2 protein-coding genes are annotated in these 19,466 nt (G+C 72.4%); both read right to left on the bottom strand.

Annotated features, from left to right (window positions below):
• Positions 1-6,204, bottom strand: a complete 6,204-nt coding sequence (locus BKN51_RS09495; RefSeq protein ID WP_101607293.1) for a type I polyketide synthase — start codon at positions 6,202-6,204, stop codon at positions 1-3.
• A 31-nt stretch (positions 6,205-6,235) separates the two neighbouring features.
• Entirely contained in the window at positions 6,236-19,456 is a 13,221-nt protein-coding gene (locus tag BKN51_RS09490; protein WP_199193135.1) for a type I polyketide synthase, read from the bottom strand.
• Positions 19,457-19,466 lie beyond the last annotated feature (10 nt).

The following is a 19,466-nucleotide window of genomic DNA, read 5'->3' as shown; positions in this document are numbered from 1 at the left end:
TCAGATACCCAGTTCCTTGTCGATGAGATCGAAGATCTCGTCGTCGGTCGCCTCGGTGATGTCGTCGTCGGAATCGTCGACGGACCCGGGATCCGGTGCGCTGCCCCGGAATTCCTCCACCAGCAGCTCCAGCCGGTCCGCCAGGCGGGCCCTGCCCTCGCCCCGCGCGCCGATCCCGGCCAGCAGCGACCGCAGCCGGTCCAGTTCGGCCAGCACCGGACGGTGGTCTGCTTCCCGGTCGGCGAGCTGCCCATGCAGGTAGCGGGCGAGCTCCACCGGGGTCGGATGGTCGAAGACCACCGCGGCGGGCAGCCGGAGGCCGAGCGCGCCGCTGAGCCGATTGCGAAATTCCAGCGCGGTCAGCGAATCGAAGCCGAGCTGGCGGAAGTACCGGGCCGCCTCGACCGATTCCGGGCCGGATTTCCCGAGCACCAGCGCCGCCTGCGCGAGCACCGCGTTCAGGATCGCGCCTTCGAGCTGTTCGGGCGGCAGCGCGGCGAGTTCCCTGGCCAGTGCGCTGGTCCGGCCGGGGTCGGCGGCTCCGGCGGTCCGCCGTCCTGGCCGGACCAGCCCGGTCATCAGCGCGGGGACCGGGCTGCCGGAGCGGCGCAGCGCGCCCAGGTCCAGTTGGGCGGTGACCAGCAGTGGGTCCGTCCGCCCGGTGGCGACGTCCAGCAGCGAGAGCCCGTCGGCCACGGCGAGCGGGCGCAGGCCGTGGCGGGTCATCCGCTGCCGTCCGGCTTCGGTGAGTTCCCCGGCCATGCCGTTCTCCCAGGGGCCCCAGGCCAGCGAGGCGGCGGGCAGTCCTTGCTGGCGGCGGTGCGCGGCGAGCGCGTCGAGGAAGGTGTTGCCCGCCGCGTAGTTGGCCTGTCCGGGACTGCCCCAGACCCCGGCCACCGAGGAGAACAGGGTGAAGGTGTCGAGGTCGAGATGCCTGGTCAGCTCGTGGAGGTTCCAGGCGGCGTCGGCCTTGGGGCGCATGACCTGGTGGATCTGCTCCGGGGTGAGCGAGCCGACGACGCCGTCGTCGAGCACGCCCGCGGCGTGGACCACGCCGGTCAGCGGCTCGGTCTCGGGCAGTCCGGCGAGCACTTCGGCCAGCTGGTCGCGGTCGGCGACGTCGCAGGCGATCACCCGCACTCTCGCCCCGGACCGGGCCAGTTCGCCCGCCAGTTCGGGCATGCCCGCCGCGCCCATGCCCCGCCGCGAGGCGAGCAGCAGGTTCTTGGCCCCGCCCGGCCGCGCCAGGTGCCGGGCGACCAGTCCGCCGAGCGCGCCGGACGCCCCGGTCACCAGCACGGTCCCCGCCCGACCGGACGGCGCGGGCACGGTCAGCACGATCTTCTCGGGCCCGCCGCGGTTCACCCGGGCGAACGCCGCCGCCGCGTGTCGGATGTCCCAGCACTCCACCGGCAGCGGGCGCAGCACGCCGTCGGCGAGCGGGGTCGACAGCGACGCCAGCAGCGGGCCGAACGCTTCGGGAGTCGGGAGTCGGTCGACACGCACGGTTTCCCGTCCGGGAGCCGAAGCGGCGTTCTCGGTGCGGTGCTCCTCGTCGAGTCCCGCTTCGGACAGCACGCGCCACGCGGACCTTTCCGCGACCGCGACGACGTCCGCGCCCTGATGCCGCGCCAGCCGCACCGCGGCCAGCCCGGCCGCCGACGCGGCGTCGTGGATGAGCACTCGCTGTCCTGGTCGGATGTCGGCCACCGCGTGCCACGCGGCGAGCAACGCCAGCGGAGCGGCGGCCGCCTGCGGGTGCGACCAGCCCGCCGGGATCGGCAGCAGCAACCGGGCACCGGTCACCGCGGTGGGGCCGAACGCGCCGTCGAACACGCCCAGGACCGCGTCCCCGACGGCGAACCGGGTCACGCCGGGGCCGGTTTCCAGCACCACTCCGGCGCCTTCTCGGCCCAGGGGCCCGGAACCGCCGTCCAGCACGGTGCGCACGTCTTCGACGTTCACCCCGGCGGCGCGGATGCCCACCCGGACCTCGCCGTCCGCGAGCGGGACGCGGTCTTTCTCGCGCAGTTCCAGGTCTTCCAGCGAGGGCGCGGTGAAGCCGAGCTGCCAGTCCGGTCCGGCGGGCACGGCGAGGCCGTCCGCTTCGGCCCGGTGCAGGCGCGGCACCAGCACTTCCGCGCCGCGGATCGCAAATTCGGGTTCGCGCAGCACGGTCGCGGCCAGCACCAGTGCGCCGGTGCCGTCGACTCGGTCCACGTCGGCCAGCGCGATCCGCTCCGGGTGTTCGCCCGCGGCGCCGCGAATCAGGCCGACGACCCCGGCCCCGTCCAGACGGACACCGACGCCGGGCGTCGCGGCCACGGCTCGTTCGGTCACCACCACCAGCTGCGAACTCTCCATCGCGTCCGCCGCGAGCCAATCGCGTACCACGTCCAGCACGTGCAGCACGGCCTCGCGGGCCTGCCCGGCGATGCCTGCCGCCAGGTCCTCGCCGCGAGGGCAGCAGACGACGACCACCTCGGGCACCGCGGCCCCGGCCTCGACCGCGGCGATCAGCCCCGCGACGTCCGCGTAGCCCATGGCGCCCGGCACGGCCAGTCCGCCGTCGCCGCCGAGGACGGCCGACGAAAGGACGGGAGCCGCGTCGGGCAGCTCGACCGGCGCCCATTCGATCCGGAACAGCCCGTCGTGGGTGCGGTCCAGCGAAGCGGCGGTCAACGGGGTCAGCACCACCGACTGCGCGGAGGCGACGAGCTGTCCGGCCGGGTCGGCCAAGGTCACCTCGACGCCCTCGGCGGCCGGGGCCAGGCGGACCCGCGTCGCGATCGCGCCGGAGGCGTGCACTTCCACACCGCTCCACATCGTGGGCAGCGACGGCGCACCGCCGGTGGACTCGGCCAGCTGGGTCAGATGCAGGGCGGCGTCGAGCAACGCGGGGTGGACGCCGTATCCGGCGACGTCGGTGCCCTCGGGCAGGGCTACGTCCGCGAAGACCTCGTCGCCGCGCCGCCACGCCGCGCGGACGCAGCGCGCGGCGGGCCCGTAGCTGGCTCCCGAGGCGGCCAATTCTTCGTACAGCGCAGTGACATCGATGGTTTCCGCGCCGGCCGGTGGCCACTGCGAACTCCACGAGGCCAGCCCGGCGTCGTGGCCGCCAGGGGCGAGCGTGCCGGACGCGTGCCGCACCCACGGGGCGTCGCCGATCCGGGTGTGCACCGCCACCGGCCGCCGCTCGTCGGCGTCCGCTTCGCCGACGGTGACCTGCATCGACACGCTGTCCCGGCTCGGCAGCACCACCGGCGTCTCGACGAGAAGTTCTTCGAGCTGACCGCATCCGGCCTCGTCCCCGGCGCGGATCGCCAGTTCCGCCAGCGCCGCGGCGGGCAGGATCGTCCGGCCTGCCAGTGTCGAGTCCTCGAGCCAGGACGGGGTTCCCGGAGCGAGGCGACCGGTGAGCATGACCCCGCCGGTGGCGGGCAGTTCCGCAACAGCGCCCAGGAGCGGATGTTCGGGGCTGCGCAGGCCGAAGTCGTCGGCACGGCCGCTCGCGACCGCGTTCAGCCAGTACCGCCGGTGCTGGAAAGCGTAGGTGGGCAGCTCGACCCGGCGAGCACCCGTGCCGTCGAAAACGTTGTGCCAGTCGAAGTCCAGGCCGCGAACGTACACTTTGGACACCGCGGTGAGCAGCGAACGGACCTCGTCGCGTCCGCGCCGCGCCACAGGAATCCACGCCTCGTCCGCCTCGTCGGGACGGCTCAACGGCCCCATCCCCGACAAGACCCCGTCCGGGCCGACCTCGACAAACGTCCGGACTCCCAGTTCCCGCAGGGTTCCCGCCACGTCCGAGAAGCACACCGCCTCGCGCACATGCCGTACCCAGTAGCCCGGGTCGGTCACCTCGTCGCCGACCACGCGCCCGGTCAACCCCGACACCAACGGGATCGTGGGACGATGGCACTCGACCCGGTCCACGACTTCGGCGAACCGCGCCAGCATCGGCTCCATCAACGGTGAATGGAACGCATGCGACACCGACAACCGCTTCGTCCGGCAACCCTCCAGTTCCGCCGCAGCCGCCAGAACCTCGTCCTCCACCCCGGAAATCACCACCGCCGTCGGCCCGTTCACCGCAGCCACCCCCACGCCCGGACGGCCCGCGATCACCTCCGACACCTGCTCCGCAGTCGCCTCCACCGCCACCATCGCCCCGCCGGTCGGCAACTCCTGCATCAACCGACCACGAGCCGCGACCACCGCACACGCGTCGGGCAGCGACCACACTCCGGCAACATGAGCAGCCGCCAGCTCGCCGATCGAATGGCCCGCGACCACGCTCGGCCGCATCCCCCACGACTCCAGCAGCCGGAACAGGGCGACCTCGACCGCGAACAACCCCGACTGCGCCCACACCGTGTCGTTGACGTCGCCGTACTCGCCCCGGATCACCGCCGCGGGCGAACCGCCCAAATGCTTCTCCAACCCGGCACACACCGCGTCAAAGACTTCCGCGAACACCGGAAACACCGAGTACAGGCCCAACCCCATACTCAAGCGCTGCGCACCCTGACCAGTGAAGACGTAACCGACCTTGCCGAGCGACCCCACCACACCCGACACCACGCCCGCGGATTCAAGACCCCCGGCCAACGCCGCCAGCCCTTGGCCGTGGTCGCCCAACACGACCGCACGATGCTCCAACGCCGCCTTGGCCGCCAACGACCACCCCACGTCCAGCGGCTCATCAGCCAACCCGACCAACCGCCCGGCCTGCGCAGCCAGACCCTCCGCCGAACGCGCCGACACCACCCACGGCACCACCGGCAACACCACGTCTGTCTCAACCGGAGCCTCCGGAACCGCCGGAGCCTGCTCCACGATGACGTGGGCGTTCGTCCCGGAGAACCCGAACGACGACACCCCGGCCCGACGAGGACGGTCACCGACCTCCGGCCAGGACACCGCCTCGGTCGCCAACCGCACCGCGCCCGAATCCCACTCCACCCGGGTGGACGGCTCCTCGGCGTGCAACGTCGCGGGCACCACGCCCCGACGGATCGCCGACACCATCTTGATCACCCCGGCCACCCCGGCAGCCGCCTGCGCATGGCCGATGTTCGACTTCACCGACCCCAGCAGCAGCGGCCGGTCCGCGGGCCGGTCCTGCCCGTACGTGGCCAGCAGGGCTTCCGCCTCGATCGGGTCGCCCAGCCGGGTCCCGGTCCCGTGCCCGTCCACGACGTCCACGCCGTCGGGCCCCACCCCCGCGCGCGCCAACGCCGCACGGATCACCCGCTGCTGCGAAGGACCATTCGGCGCCGTCAACCCGTTCGACGCACCGTCCTGGTTCACCGCCGAACCCGCCACCACCGCCAGCACCCGATGCCCGTTGCGCCGAGCATCCGAAAGCCGCTCCAGCACCAAAACCCCAGAACCCTCGCCCCAACCGACACCGTCGGCACCGTCCCCATAGGACTTGCACCGACCATCCGGCGACAGGCCCCGCTGCCGCGAAAAGTCGATGAACGTGGCCGGGGTGGACATCACCGTCACGCCACCGGCCAGCGCCAGCGAGCACTCCCCCGCGTTGAGCGACTGCGCAGCCAAATGCAGCGCGACCAGCGACGACGAACACGCGGTATCCACCGTCACCGCCGGACCCTCCAAGCCCAGCGCGTAGGAGATCCGGCCGGAGGCAATCGAGCCCATGTTGCCGGTGGCGAGGTAGCCCTCGGACTGCTCGCGCGCCTGGTTCCAGATCAGGTAGTCGTGGTAGAACAGCCCGGCGAACACCCCGGTGTCGCCGCCGCGCAACGAGTTCGGGTCGATCCCGGCGTCCTCCAACGCCTCCCACGATGTCTCCAGATACACCCGCTGCTGCGGATCCATCGCGAGCGCCTCGCGAGGGCTGATGCCGAAGAACTCCGCGTCGAAACCACTTGCCCCGTAAAGGAAGCCGCCTTCCGCGCAGATGCTCTTGCCGAGCGCGTCCGGGTCGGGGTCGAGCAGGTCGGCGGGCCAGCCCCGGTCGGCAGGCAGCGGGCCGATCGCGTCGGTGCGCGCTTCGAGCAGTTCCCACAGCTGGTCCGGGGACGAGACCCCGCCGGGGAACCGGCAGGCCATGCCGACGATCGCGACAGGTTCTTGCTTGCGCTCCTCGGCTTCGCGGAGGCGCTCGCGAGTCTGGTGCAGTTCGGTGGTGACCCGCTTCAGATAGTCGCGGAGCTTGTCCTCGTTCGACATCCGGGAGTCCTTCCTCTTTCGTGCGCGGAGTTCAGATCCCGAGCTGTTTGTCGATGAAGTCGAACATGTCGTCGTCGCTGGCGGACTGGAGCTGGTCGGCGACCGACTCGTCGGCGCCGCCCTCCGATTCGGTCAGCGCGGCGAGCAGGTCGGTGAGCCGGGCGGCGACCCTCGCCCGCGCGGTGTCGTCGGCCCGCAGTTCGGCGAGGGAGGCTTCGAGCCGGTCGAGGCCCGAGTAGGCCGACAGCGCGGGCTGCTCCGCGGCCTCCCCGGCCTCGGCGCCGAACATCCCTTCCAGCAGGAAGTCCGCCAGTGCGCTCGAGGTCGGGTAGTCGAAGACCGCGGTGGGCGAAAGGCGTTCCCCGGTGGCCTCGTTCAACCGGTTGCGCAGCTCGATCGCGGTCAGCGAGTCGAAGCCGACTTCGCGGAACGGGCGGTCCGCGTCGAGCCCGCCGGTCCCGGCCAGGCCCAGCACCAGCGCGGCCTGCGTGCTGACCAGCTCGCGCAGCGCGTCCCGGCGTTCCGGTTCGCTCAGGTCGTGAAGCGTGCTGCGGGCGTCCACGACGCGTTCGCCGACCGCGCGGCGGGTCGGCGCCGAGGGCCGGGCGCTGGGCACCAGGGCCGACAGCAGCGGCGGCACCTCCCCGGACCGGCGCACCCCGGCCAGGTCGAGCCGGGCCGCCACCAGCAGCGGAGCGCACTGGCCCAGCGCGGCGTCGAGCACGCGCAGCCCTTCCGGTTCCGGCAGCGGAGCCAGCCCTTGGCGCGACATCCGCCGCCAGTCGGCTTCGGTGAACTCGCCGGCCATCCCGGATTCCCACGGACCCCACGCGATCGACACCGCGGGCAGGCCCCGCTGGCGGCGGTGCGCGGCGAGCGCGTCGAGGAAGGTGTTGCCCGCCGCGTAGGCGGCCTGTCCGGCGTTGCCCCAGATCCCGGCGACGGAGGAGAACACCACGAAGAAGTCCGGGTTCATCGGCTGTGTCAGCTCGTGCAGATGCCAGGCCGCGTCCACCTTCGGGCGCAGTACCGCGGTCATCCGCTCGTCGGTCAGCGAGCCGATGACCCCGTCGTCGAGGACCCCGGCCGAATGCACCACGCCGGTCAGCGACACGCCGTCCAGCACTCCGGCGAGCTGCTCGCGGTCAGCGGCGTCGCACGCCAGCATCGTGGTTTCGACGCCGCGTTGTTCCAGGTCCGCGGCCAGCTCGGCGAGCCCGGGGGCGTCGGCGCCGCGCCGGGACAGCAGCAGCAACCGCTTGGCGATACCGGTTTCGGCCAGCCGCAGGGCCACCAGCCGGCCCAAGGCTCCGGAAGCGCCCGTGATCAGCACCGTGCCCGCGGCTCGGGTGTCGTCCGGGGCAGGCGGCGAAACCCGGGTCAGCCTCGGCACCCGCACCTCGCCGGCGCGCACCGCGAACTCGGACTCCCCCGCCGCGATCCCGGCACGCACCCAGTCGAGGACGGCGGGACTGGCCAGATCGTCCACATCGGACAGCACGATCCGGCCGGGGTTCTCCGACTGCGCGACGCGGACGAGGCCCCACACCGGCGCGGTCGCCAGGTCCAGGGCGAGCCCGTCGCCGACGTCGACCGCGCGTTCGGTGACCACGGCGAGCCGGGTTTCGGTGTCCGTGGCGAGCCATGCCCGCAGCCGGGCCAGCACGTCGAGCGCGACGGCGTTGGCCTGTTCCGGCAGTTCGCCGTCGAGCGTCGGCACCGTCAGCAGTTCGAGGTCGGCGTTCGAGGAGTCGGCGGGCGGGACCGACGTCCACTCGACCGCGTAGGTCGAGCCGTCGGAACTCGCGGTCAGCTCTTCAACGCTTGCCGTGCGCAGGGCCAGCGTCCCGACCGACGCCACCGGCTCGCCGGAGGCGTCGGCCAGCGCGAGCGCGATCCCGCCCGGCACCGGCGAGATCCGCACCCGGGCCGCCGAAGCGCCGGACGCGTGCACCACCACGTCGTTCCAGGCGAACGGCAGCCGCAGTCCCTCGGTGTCCACTCCGGCCGCGTGCAACGCCGCGTCGAACAGGGCGGGGTGCACGCCGAACCCTGCGATGGGAACGCCTTCGGGCAGTTCGACTTCGGAGAACAGCTCCTCGCCGCGCCGCCAGACCGCGCGGACGCCCTGGAACACCGGCCCGTATTCGAGCCCGGTCTTGGCCAGCTCCGGATAGAAACCGTCCAGGTCGATCGGCTCCGCGCCGGCCGGTGGCCACTGCGCCAGGTCTGAGCCGTCGGAGGGGGCGGCTCCGGCGGACACCGCGCCCGCCGCGTGCCGGACCCATTCGCCGTCGCCGCTCTTCGCGTAGACAGTGAGCGCGCGGCGGCCGGTGTCGTCCGGACCGTCGACGGTGAGCTGAATCCGGGCCGAGACCCCGCTTTCGAGCTTGAGCGGGGCCTCGATCAGCAGCTCGTCGATGTGGTCGCAGCCCACCTCGTCGGCGGCGCGGACGACCATGTCCAGCAGCGCGGTGCCCGGCACGAGGACCTGCCCGGCAACCGCGTGGTCGGCCAGCCACGGCTGTTCGCCGAGCGAGAGCCGACCGGAGAGCATGACCCCGCCGGTGGCGGGCAGTTCCGCAACAGCGCCCAGGAGCGGGTGCTCGGGGCTGTCCATGCCGAGGTCGTCGGCGTGGCCGCCGGTGAGCGCGTTGAGCCAGTATCGCTGGTGCTGGAAAGCGTAGGTGGGCAGCTCGACCCTCCGGGCACCCGTGCCGTCGAAAACGTTGTGCCAGTCGAAGTCCAGGCCGCGAACGTACACTTTGGACACCGCGGTGAGCAGTGCACGGACCTCGTCGCGTCCGCGCCGTGCCACCGGTATCCACGTCTCGTCACGGCCGTCGGGGCGGCTCAGCGGGCCCATTCCCGACAAGACCCCGTCGGGGCCGACCTCGACGAAGGTCCGGACTCCCTGGTCCCGCAAGGTGCTCGCGACGGCGACGAAGTCCACGGCCTCGCGCACATGCCGTACCCAGTAGCCCGGGTCGGTCACCTCGTCGCCGACCACGCGCCCGGTCAACCCCGACACCAACGGGATCGTGGGACGATGGCACTCGACCCGGTCCACGACTTCGGCGAACCGCGCCAGCATCGGCTCCATCAACGGTGAATGGAACGCATGCGACACCGACAACCGCTTCGTCCTGCAACCCTCCAGTTCCGCCGCAGCCGCCAGAACCTCGTCCTCCACCCCGGAAATCACCACCGCCGTCGGCCCGTTCACCGCGGCCATACCCACTCCGGCGCGGCCCGCGATCGCCTTCCGAACTTCGTCTTCGGTCGCCTCGACGGCGATCATCGCGCCGCCGGTCGGCAACTCCTGCATCAACCGGCCGCGCGCGGCTACCACCGCGCAGGCATCCGAAAGCGACCACACGCCGGCCACATACGCGGCCGCCAGCTCGCCGATCGAATGGCCCGCGACCACGTTCGGCCGCATCCCCCACGACTCCAGCAGCCGGAACAGGGCGACCTCGGTCGCGAACAGCGCGGACTGCGCCCACACCGTGTCGTTGAGGTCGCCGTGCTCGCCCCGGATCACCGCCGCGGGTGAACCGTCCAAATGCTCTTCCAAACCGGCACACACCGCGTCAAAGGCTTCCGCGAACACCGGGAACACCGCGTGCAGCCCGGCACCCATGCCTAGCCGCTGCGCACCCTGACCAGTGAAAACAAACCCGACCTTGCCGAGCGACCCCACCACGCCCGACACCACCTGGGCGGACTCGCGGCCCTCGGCCAGTGCGGCCAATCCCTGGCTGTGATCGCCCAGCACGACCGCACGGTGCTCCAACGCCGCCCGGGAAGCCAGCGACCACCCCACGTCCAGCGGCTCATCAACCAGCCCCGCCAACCGCGCCGCCTGTGCGGCCAAGCCTTCCGGCGAACGCGCGGACACCAGCCACGGCACCACCGGCAGCTCGACGTCGATCTCGACGGGAAGCTCCGCGACCTCCGGCGCCTGCTCCACGATGACGTGCGCGTTCGTCCCGGAGAACCCGAACGACGACACCCCCGCCCGACGCGGCCGATCGCCGACCTCCGGCCACGACGTCGCCTCGGTCGCCAACCGCACCGCGCCCGAATCCCACTCCACCCGGGTGGAGGGCTGTTCCGCGTGCAGGGTCGCGGGCACCACGCCGCGGTGCATCGCCGACACCATCTTGATCACCCCGGCCACCCCCGCGGCGGCCTGTGTGTGCCCGATGTTCGACTTCACCGACCCCAGCAACAGCGGCCGATCCGCGGGCCGGTCCTGTCCGTACGTGGCCAGCAGGGCTTCCGCCTCGATCGGGTCACCCAGCCGGGTTCCCGTGCCGTGCCCGTCGACGACGTCCACGCCGTCCGGCTCCAGTCCCGCGCTGGCCAGTGCCGCACGGATCACCCGTTGCTGCGACGGACCGTTCGGCGCGGTCAAGCCGTTCGACGCACCGTCCTGGTTCACCGCGCTGCCGGCCACCACCGCCAGCACCCGATGCCCGTTGCGCCGCGCGTCCGAAAGCCGCTCCAGCACCAAAACCCCAGAACCCTCACCCCAGCCGACACCGTCGGCACCGTCCCCATAGGACTTGCACCGACCATCCGGCGACAAGCCCCGCTGCCGCGAAAAGTCGAAGAACGCGCCCGGCGTGGACATCACCGTCACCCCACCCGCCAGCGCCAGCGAGCACTCCCCCGCGTTCAAAGACTGCGCCGCCAAATGCAGCGCGACCAGCGACGACGAACACGCGGTATCCACCGTCACCGCCGGCCCCTCCAAGCCCAGCGCGTAGGAAACGCGGCCGGAAGCGACCGAACCCATGCTGCCGGTGCCCAGGTAGCCTTCCGAGTCTTCGTGGACCTGATGCCAGGACAGATAGTCGTGGTAGAACAGCCCGGCGAACACCCCTGTGTCACTGCCCCGCAACGAGTTCGGGTCGATCCCCGCGTCCTCCAACGCCTCCCACGACGTCTCCAGATACACCCGCTGCTGCGGATCCATCGCGAGCGCCTCGCGAGGGCTGATGCCGAAGAACTCCGCGTCGAAACCACTCGCCCCGTAAAGGAAACCGCCCTCCGCGGCGACGCTCTTCCGTACCGCGTCCGGATCGGAGTCGACCAGGTCGGCGGGCCAGCCCCGGTCGGTCGGAAAGGTCCCGACCGCGTCAGTGCGCGAGGCGAGCAGCTCCCACAGCTCCGCCGGGGAGGACACACCGCCGGGGAACCGGCAGGCCATGCCCACGATGGCGATGCGGTCCTCGCCGGTGGCCGCGCGCGGTGCGACGCGCGCGGGGGCGGTCTCGCTCCGGCCGGTCAGTTCGCCCAGCAGGAACGCGGTCAGTGCGGCCGGGGTGGGATAGTCGAACACCACGGTGGCGGGCAGCCGCGCGCCGGTGGCCGCGCCCAGGCGCGTCCGGAGTTCCACGGCGGTCAGCGAGTCGAACCCGGAGTCGCGAAAGGACCGTCCGAAGTCGACAGTCGCGTCCCCGGTCAGGCCGAGCACCTGTCCGGCCTGCGCCAGCACCAGATCCCGCACGAGGTCCGCGCGCTCGGCCTCGCCCAGCGACGCGAGCCGCTCAGCCAACGCGTTCCCGTCGGCGGACGACTGCTCGATGGTGCGTCGGGCGGGTGCCGAGGCGCCGACCAGCCCGGACAGCACCTGCGGCACCTCCCCGGCCCGCCGCAGCGCGGCCAGGTCCAGCCGGGCCGCGACCAGCAGCGGCGCGGGAGCGGCGACCGGACCGGTCACCAGGTCCAACACGACGAGACCCTGCACCGCGGACAGGGTCCGCAGGCCCTGGCGGGACAGCCGGGCGCGATCGGTCCCGGTCAGTGCTCCGGCCATGCCGGTGTCCCACGGGCCCCAGGCCAGCGACACCGCGGCGCGGCCCTGCCGGCGTCGATGGGCGGCGAGCGCGTCGAGGAAGGCGTTGCCCGCCGCGTAGTTCGCCTGTCCAGCGGTGCCCCACACCCCGGCGACCGACGAGAACAGGACGAAGAAGTCCAGCTCAGCACCCTCGGTCAGCTCGTGCAACTGCCACGCACCGTCGACCTTCGGCCGCAGCACGGCGGCCATCCGCTCGGCCGTCAGCGACTCGACGACTCCGTCGTCGAGCACTCCGGCGGTGTGCACCACACCGGTGATCGGCACGCCGTCCAGCACCGCGGCCAACTGCGTCCGGTCAGCGACGTCGCACGCGGCGACGGTCACCTCGACACCGGACCGTTCCAGTTCCGCCGCCAGCCCCGGCATTCCCGGTGCCTCGGCTCCCCGGCGGGACAACAAAATCAGCCGCGCGACAGCGCCGGTCTCGGCCAAGTGCCGGGCGACCAGTCCGCCCAGCGCACCGGACGCGCCGGTCACCAGCACGGTGCCCGGACGGGTCCAAGGAGCCGGACGCGGCGCGGTCGTTCGGGCCAGCCGCGGGACCCGCACCTCGCCGGAACGCACCACGAACCGCGATTCCCCGGCCGCCACTCCGGCCCTCAGAGCCCGCTCGTCAGCACTGTCGTCCACATCGGACAGGACGATCCGGCCGGGATGCTCGGCCTGCGCGGCCGAGACCAGGCCCCACACCGTCGCGGCGGCCACGTCGAGGGGCAGGCCGTCACCGGCGTCCACCGCGCGTTCAGTGACCACGACCAGCCGGGTTTCGGTGTCCGCCGCGAGCCATTCCCGCAGCACGGCCAGCACGTCGGCCGCCGCGGCGTGCGCTTGTTCGGGCACTGGGCCCGCGGCCGGATTCACCCGCAGGACCAGGAAATCGGCGTCTTCGCTGCTCCCCCACCCCGCCCAGCGACCGGAGTCCGGGGAGCCGGACGGCACCGGCGCCCATTCCAAGCGGAACAGGTCGTCTCGGGGAGTTTCCCGGCCGGCCGGCAGCGGCCGCAGGGCCAGCGCGCCCACGGTGGCGATCGGTTCGCCCGCCGGATCGGCGAGGAGCAGCGACACCCCGTCGGTGGTCTGGGGGCTGATCCGGACCTGGGCGGTCGTCGCGCCGGTCGCGTGGACCCGGACGTCCCGCCAGGCGAACGGGACCTCCAGCCGCACGCCGTCGGCGCCGACCACCGCGTGCAGGGCGGCGTCGAACAGCGCGGGGTGCACGGCGAAGCCGGCGACCTCGGTGTCCTCGGGCAGCGCGACCTCGGCGAACAGGTCCGCGCCGAGCCGCCAGACCGCGCGGACGCCCCGGAACACCGGCCCGTAGCCGAGTCCGGCTTCGGCCAGCGCCGGGTAGAAGTTCTCCAGATCGACCGGCACCGCCCCGGCCGGGGGCCACTGCGCGAACCGCACGGCCTCGACCGCGGCACCCGGCCGCACGGTGCCCGCCGCGTGGCGCACCCAGTCGTCGCCGCTACGCGCGTACAGGGCCGCTTCGCGGCTGCCGTCCGGGCCCGGTCCGCTCACCGTGACCTGGACCCGCACCGAATCCTCGAGTACCAGCGGCGTTTCCATCAGGAGCTCGTCGATGTGGTCGCAGCCCACCTCGTCGGCGGCGCGGACGACCATGTCCAGCAGCGCGGTGCCCGGCACGAGCACCCGACCCGCCACCACATGGTCGGCCAGCCACGGCTGTTCGCCGAGCGAAAGCCGACCAGTCAGCATCACCCCGCCGGTCGCGGGCAGCTCCACCGCCGCGCCCAGCAACGGATGCCGGGGGCTGTGCAGGCCGAAATCGTCGACGCGACCGCTCGCGACCGCCTTCAGCCAGTACCGCTGACGCTGGAACGCATAGGTCGGCAGCTCGACCCTCCGGGCACCCGTGCCCGCGAAAACGTTGTGCCAGTCGAAGTCCAGGCCACGAACGTACACTTTGGACACCGCCGTCAGCAGCGCACGGACCTCGTCACGTCCGCGCCTCGCCACCGGAATCCACGCCTCGTCCGCCTCCTCGGGACGGCTCAACGGCCCCATCCCCGACAAGACCCCGTCGGGACCCACCTCGACAAACGTCCGGACTCCCTGGTCCCGCAGGGTGCTCGCGACGGCGACGAAGTCCACGGCCTCGCGCACATGCCGCACCCAGTAGCCCGGGTCCGTCACCTCGTCGCCGACCACGGCCCCGGTCAACCCGGACACCAACGGCAGCTCCGGACGTCGACACTCCACCGAGCTCACGACTTCGGCGAACCGCGCCAGCATCGGCTCCATCAACGGCGAATGGAACGCATGCGACACCGACAACCGCTTCGTCCGGCACCCCGCGCCCGCCAGTTCCTTCGCGGCCGCCAGAACCTCGTCCTCGACGCCGGAAATCACCACCGCCTTCGGGCCATTCACCGCAGCTATACCCACCCCTGTGCGGCCCGCGATCACCTTCCGAACCTCGTCTTCGGTCGCCTCGACGGCGACCATCGCACCGCCGGTCGGCAACTCCTGCATCAACCGGCCACGAGCCGCCACCACCGCACACGCATCCGAAAGCGACCACACCCCAGCCACATACGCGGCCGCCAGCTCGCCGATCGAATGGCCCGCCACCGCACTCGGCCGCACACCCCACGACTCCAACAACCGGAACCACGCGACCTCCACCGCGAACAACCCCGACTGCGCCCACACCGTGTCGTTGATATCCCCGTACTCGCCCCGGATCACCGCCGAGGGCGAACCATCCAAATGCTTCTCCAACCCGGCACACACCGCATCAAAAGCTTCCGCGAACACCGGAAACACCGAGTACAGGCCCAACCCCATGCTCAAGCGCTGCGCACCCTGACCAGTGAAAACAAACCCGACCTTGCCAAGCGACCCCACCACACCCGACACCACCTGGGCCGACTCGCGGCCCCCGGCCAACGCCGCCAACCCCTCGCCATGGTCACCCAACACGACCGCACGGTGCTCCAACGCCGCCTTGGCCGCCAACGACCACCCCACGTCCAGCGGCTCATCAGCCAACCCGGCCAACCGCCCGGCCTGTGCGGCCAAGCCTTCCGGCGAACGCGCCGAGACCGGCCACGGCACCACCGGCAACACGACATCAGCCTCGACCGGAGCCTCCGCGACCGCCGGAGCCTGCTCCACGATCACATGCGCATTGGTCCCCGAGATACCGAACGACGACACCCCCGCCCGACGAGGACGGTCACCGACCTCCGGCCACGACACCGCCTCGGTCGCCAACCGGACCGCGCCCGATTCCCAGTCCACTTGGGACGATGGCTCGCCCGCGTGCAGGGTCGCGGGCAGTTCCTCGTGACACAGCGCGAGCACGGTCTTGATCACGCCCGCCACCCCGGCGGCCCACTGCGCGTGCCCGATGTTCGACTTCACCGACCCCAGCCACAGTGGACGGTTCCGATCCTGACCGTAGGTCGCCAGCAACGCCTGCGCCTCGATCGGATCGCCCAGCCGGGTCCCCGTGCCGTGACCCTCCACGGCGTCGACGTCAGCGGCCTCGATGCCCGCGTCGGCGAGCGCGGCGCGGATCACTCGCTGCTGCGAAGGACCGTTCGGCGCCGTCAACCCGTTCGACGCACCGTCCTGGTTCACCGCGCTGCCGGCCACCACGGCCAGCACTTGATGCCCGTTGCGCCGCGCGTCCGAAAGCCGCTCCAAGAGCAGCAGACCGCCGCCCTCGGCCATGCCCATGCCGTCGGCCTGCTCCGCATAGGCCTTGCAGCGGCCGTCCGGCGCCAGGCCCTGCTGGCGGGTGAACCACTCCAGCCACGACGGCGTCGCGTGCACGGTCACGCCGCCGGTCAGCGCCAGCGAGCACTCCCCGGCACGCAACGACTGCGCCGCCAGGTGCAGGGCGACCAACGACGAGGAGCACGCCGTGTCGACGGTGAGCGCGGGGCCTTCCAGTCCGAGGGTGTAGGAGACCCGGCCGGAGAGAATGCTGGGCGCGATCCCGGATTGGAGATGCCCCTGAAGCTCTTCGGGCGCGTTGCCGCCGTACCCGGAGGCCGCGCCGCCGACGAACACGCCGGTCGTCGAGCCGCGCAGCCGTTTCGGATCGAGGCCCGCGCGTTCGAACGCCTCCCAGGACAGTTCCAGCAGCATCCGCTGTTGCGGGTCCATCGCCAGCGCCTCGCGCGGGCTGACGCCGAAGAACGCGGCATCGAATTCTCCCGCCGCAGCAAGGAATCCGCCGCCGAGCGTGGCGATGTCGCCGAGGCCGTCCCAGCCCCGATCGGAGGGCAGCGGCCCGACGGCGTCGCCGCCCGCGGCCAGGAGCCGCCACAGTTGCTCGGGGTCGCTGATGTCGCCGGGCAGGCGGCAGCTCATCGCGACGATCGCGATCGGCTCGTCCGCGGCCGCGCCGGTGCGCTCCGGTGTCCGTGCGGCGTCGGCGAGCCCGAGAAGTTCGGTTCGCAGGAACTCGGCCAGTGCGAGCGGGGTCGGATGGTCGAAGGTGAGCGTGCTGGGCAGCTTGCGCCCCAGCGCGGTGCACAGCCGGCCACGCAGGTCGACCCCGGTGACCGAGTCGAAGCCGATCTCCTTGAAGGTCAGCGCGGAATCCACCGACTCCGGCGACGCGTGCCCGAGGACGGCGGCGGCCTGCGCCCGGACCAGGTCGAGCACCCGCGTGACCTGCTCCGCGGCCGACTTCCCGGCCAACGTCCGCGCCCACCCGGAGACCGGGGCGGCCACGGGTTCCGGCAGGCTCGCGGCGACGCCGTCGAGCCGGCGGGGAGCTCCGGCGTCGAGCCAGAACCGTTCGTGCTGGAAGGCGTAGGTGGGCAGGTCGACGCGGTTCGCCGCGGGCAGCACGGCCGTCCAGTCCACCGGCACGCCGTGCGTGTACGCCTCGGCGAGGGAGGCGAGCAGCCGGGCGCTGTCGCCCTCGTCGCGGCGCAGCGTGCCGCACACCGCACCGGCGTCCGCCAAGGTGTCGGCGATCGCGGCAGTCAGCACCGGATGCGGGGACACCTCGATGAACACCCGGTCGCCGAGAACCCGCACGGCACGGTCGAAACGCACCGGCGCCCGCAGGCTTTCATACCAGTACCCGGCGTCCAGTTCGTCGCCGGTCAGAGTTTCACCGGTCATCGCCGACACCATCGGCACCCGGCCACGCCGCGGCTCGATCCCCGCCAGCACCGCACGGATCTCCGCTTCCAGCCGCTCCACCTGCGCGGAGTGCGACGCGTAGTCCACCGAAACCATCCGCGCCCGGATGTCCTCGGCGTCCAGCTCCGCCTTCAACTCCGCCAGCGCCGCCGGTTCACCCGAGACCACCACTGCGGACGGCCCGTTGACCGTGGCCAGCGACAACCGCTCACCCCACCGGGCGAGCCGCTCTTCCACTTCGGCCACGGTCGCGTTGACCGACAACATGCCGCCCAGACCCGCGAGCGCAGTCAGCGATTTCGACCGCAGAGAAACGATCCGCGCACCGTCCTCGAGGGACACCATCCCCGCGACCGTGGCCGCCGCGATCTCGCCCTGGGAGTGGCCCACCACCGCAGCGGGCACGACACCCGCGGCTTCCCACGCCGCGGCAAGGGAAACCATCACCGCCCACAACGCGGGCTGCACGACGTCCGCCGACTCCAGCTCGCCTTCGAGCACCTCGGACAGCTTCCAGTCCACAAAGGACTCCAACGCTGCCGCGCACTCCGCCAGCCGGGCCGCGAACACCGGATTCGTCCGCGCCAGCGCGAGCCCCATGCCCCGCCACTGCGAACCCTGGCCGGGAAAGACGAACACCGGCCGCCCGGAACCGCGCGCGACCCCGGAGACGACCTCGGCCCCGGGCACCCCGTCGGCGAGACCGGCCAACCCGGTCCGCAGGTCCCCGGTCACCACCGCGCGATGCTCGAACGGGGTCCGGGTGGTGGCCAGCGACCAGGCCAGCTCAGCCGGTTCGAGCCCGGGCCGCGCCGACACCCAGTCTCGCAGCCGGGCCGCCTGCGCCCGCAGCCCCTCGGCCGAGCGAGCGGACAGCACCCAAGCCGGGACCGCTTCCGGCACCGGCACCTGCTCCGTGGTGCCGGGGGCTTGTTCCACGATGACGTGCGCGTTGGTGCCGCTGAGCCCGAATCCGGACACCCCGGCCCGGCGGGGACGGTCGCCCGCCGGCCACCGCACCGGTTCGCTCAGCAGCCGGACAGTGCCGCGCGACCAGTCGACGCGCGGGGTCGGCTCCTCGCCGTGCCGGGTCGCGGGCAGCACGCCGTTGCGCAGCGCGAGCACCATCTTGATCACCCCGGCCACCCCGGCCGCGGCCTGGGTGTGCCCGAGGTTCGACTTGACCGAGCCCAGCCACAACGGCTCGTCCCGCTCCCGGCCGTAGGTGGCGAAGAGGGCTTCCGCCTCGATCGGGTCGCCGAGAGTGGTCCCGGTGCCGTGCGCCTCCACTGCGTCCACTTCGGACGCGTCGAGCCGGGCATTGGCCAGAGCCTGGCGGATCACCGCCTGCTGCGCCTCGCCGTTCGGGGCGGTCAGGCCGTCGCTCGCGCCGTCGGAGTTGACCGCGGAACCGCTCAGCACGGCCAGCACCGGCTGTCCGTCGCGGATAGCGTCGGACAACCGCCGCAACACGAGCAGGCCGACCCCCTCCGACCACACGGTGCCGTCAGCGGCGGCGGAGAACGGCAGGCAGTCCCCCTCCGGCGACAGCGCCCGCAGGCCGCTGAACGCGACGAAGTTGCCGGGCGTCGACATCACGGAGACGCCGCCGGCCAGCGCCAGCGAGCAGTCGCCAGCGCGCAATGCCTGTGCGGCAAGGTGAATCGCGACCAGCGAACTGGACGCGGAGGTGTCCACGGTGAGAGACGGCCCGTGCAGCCCGAGCAGATACGAGACCCGGCCGGACAGCACGCTGGTCGTGGTGCCGGTCAGCAGGTAGCCCTTCACCGGCGAGGGCGCGTCCTCCAGCCGCGGGCCGTATTCCCGGGGCTCCGCGCCGACGAACACCCCGGCGCTGGTGCCCCGGAGCGACTCCGGGACGATGGCAGCCCGTTCGAGTGCCTCCCACGAAGCTTCCAGCAGCAACCGCTGCTGCGGTTCCATCGCCAGCGCCTCTCGCGGCGGAATGCCGAAGAACCACGCGTCGAAACCGGTTGCGTCGTCGAGGAAACCGCCGCGGGCGAGGTAAGTCTTCCCGGCCGCTTCCGGATCTCGGTCGTGCAGGTCCGGCCGCCACGCCCGGTCTTCAGGGAACGCCGACAGCACGTTCCCGCCTTCGGCCAGCAGCTCCCAGAGGTCTTCGGGCGAGCGGACGCCGCCGGGGTACCGGCAGCTCATGCCGACGACGGCCACCGGCTCCGCGCCGTCGGCCGCGCTTCCCGTGCCGTTCGTTCGGTCGGTCTCGTTCACAACACCCTCG

Origin of the sequence: Amycolatopsis sp. BJA-103, from assembly GCF_002849735.1 — a bacterium.
Taxonomy (GTDB): domain Bacteria; phylum Actinomycetota; class Actinomycetes; order Mycobacteriales; family Pseudonocardiaceae; genus Amycolatopsis.
This window is presented reverse-complemented; position numbering and strand designations above follow the sequence as displayed.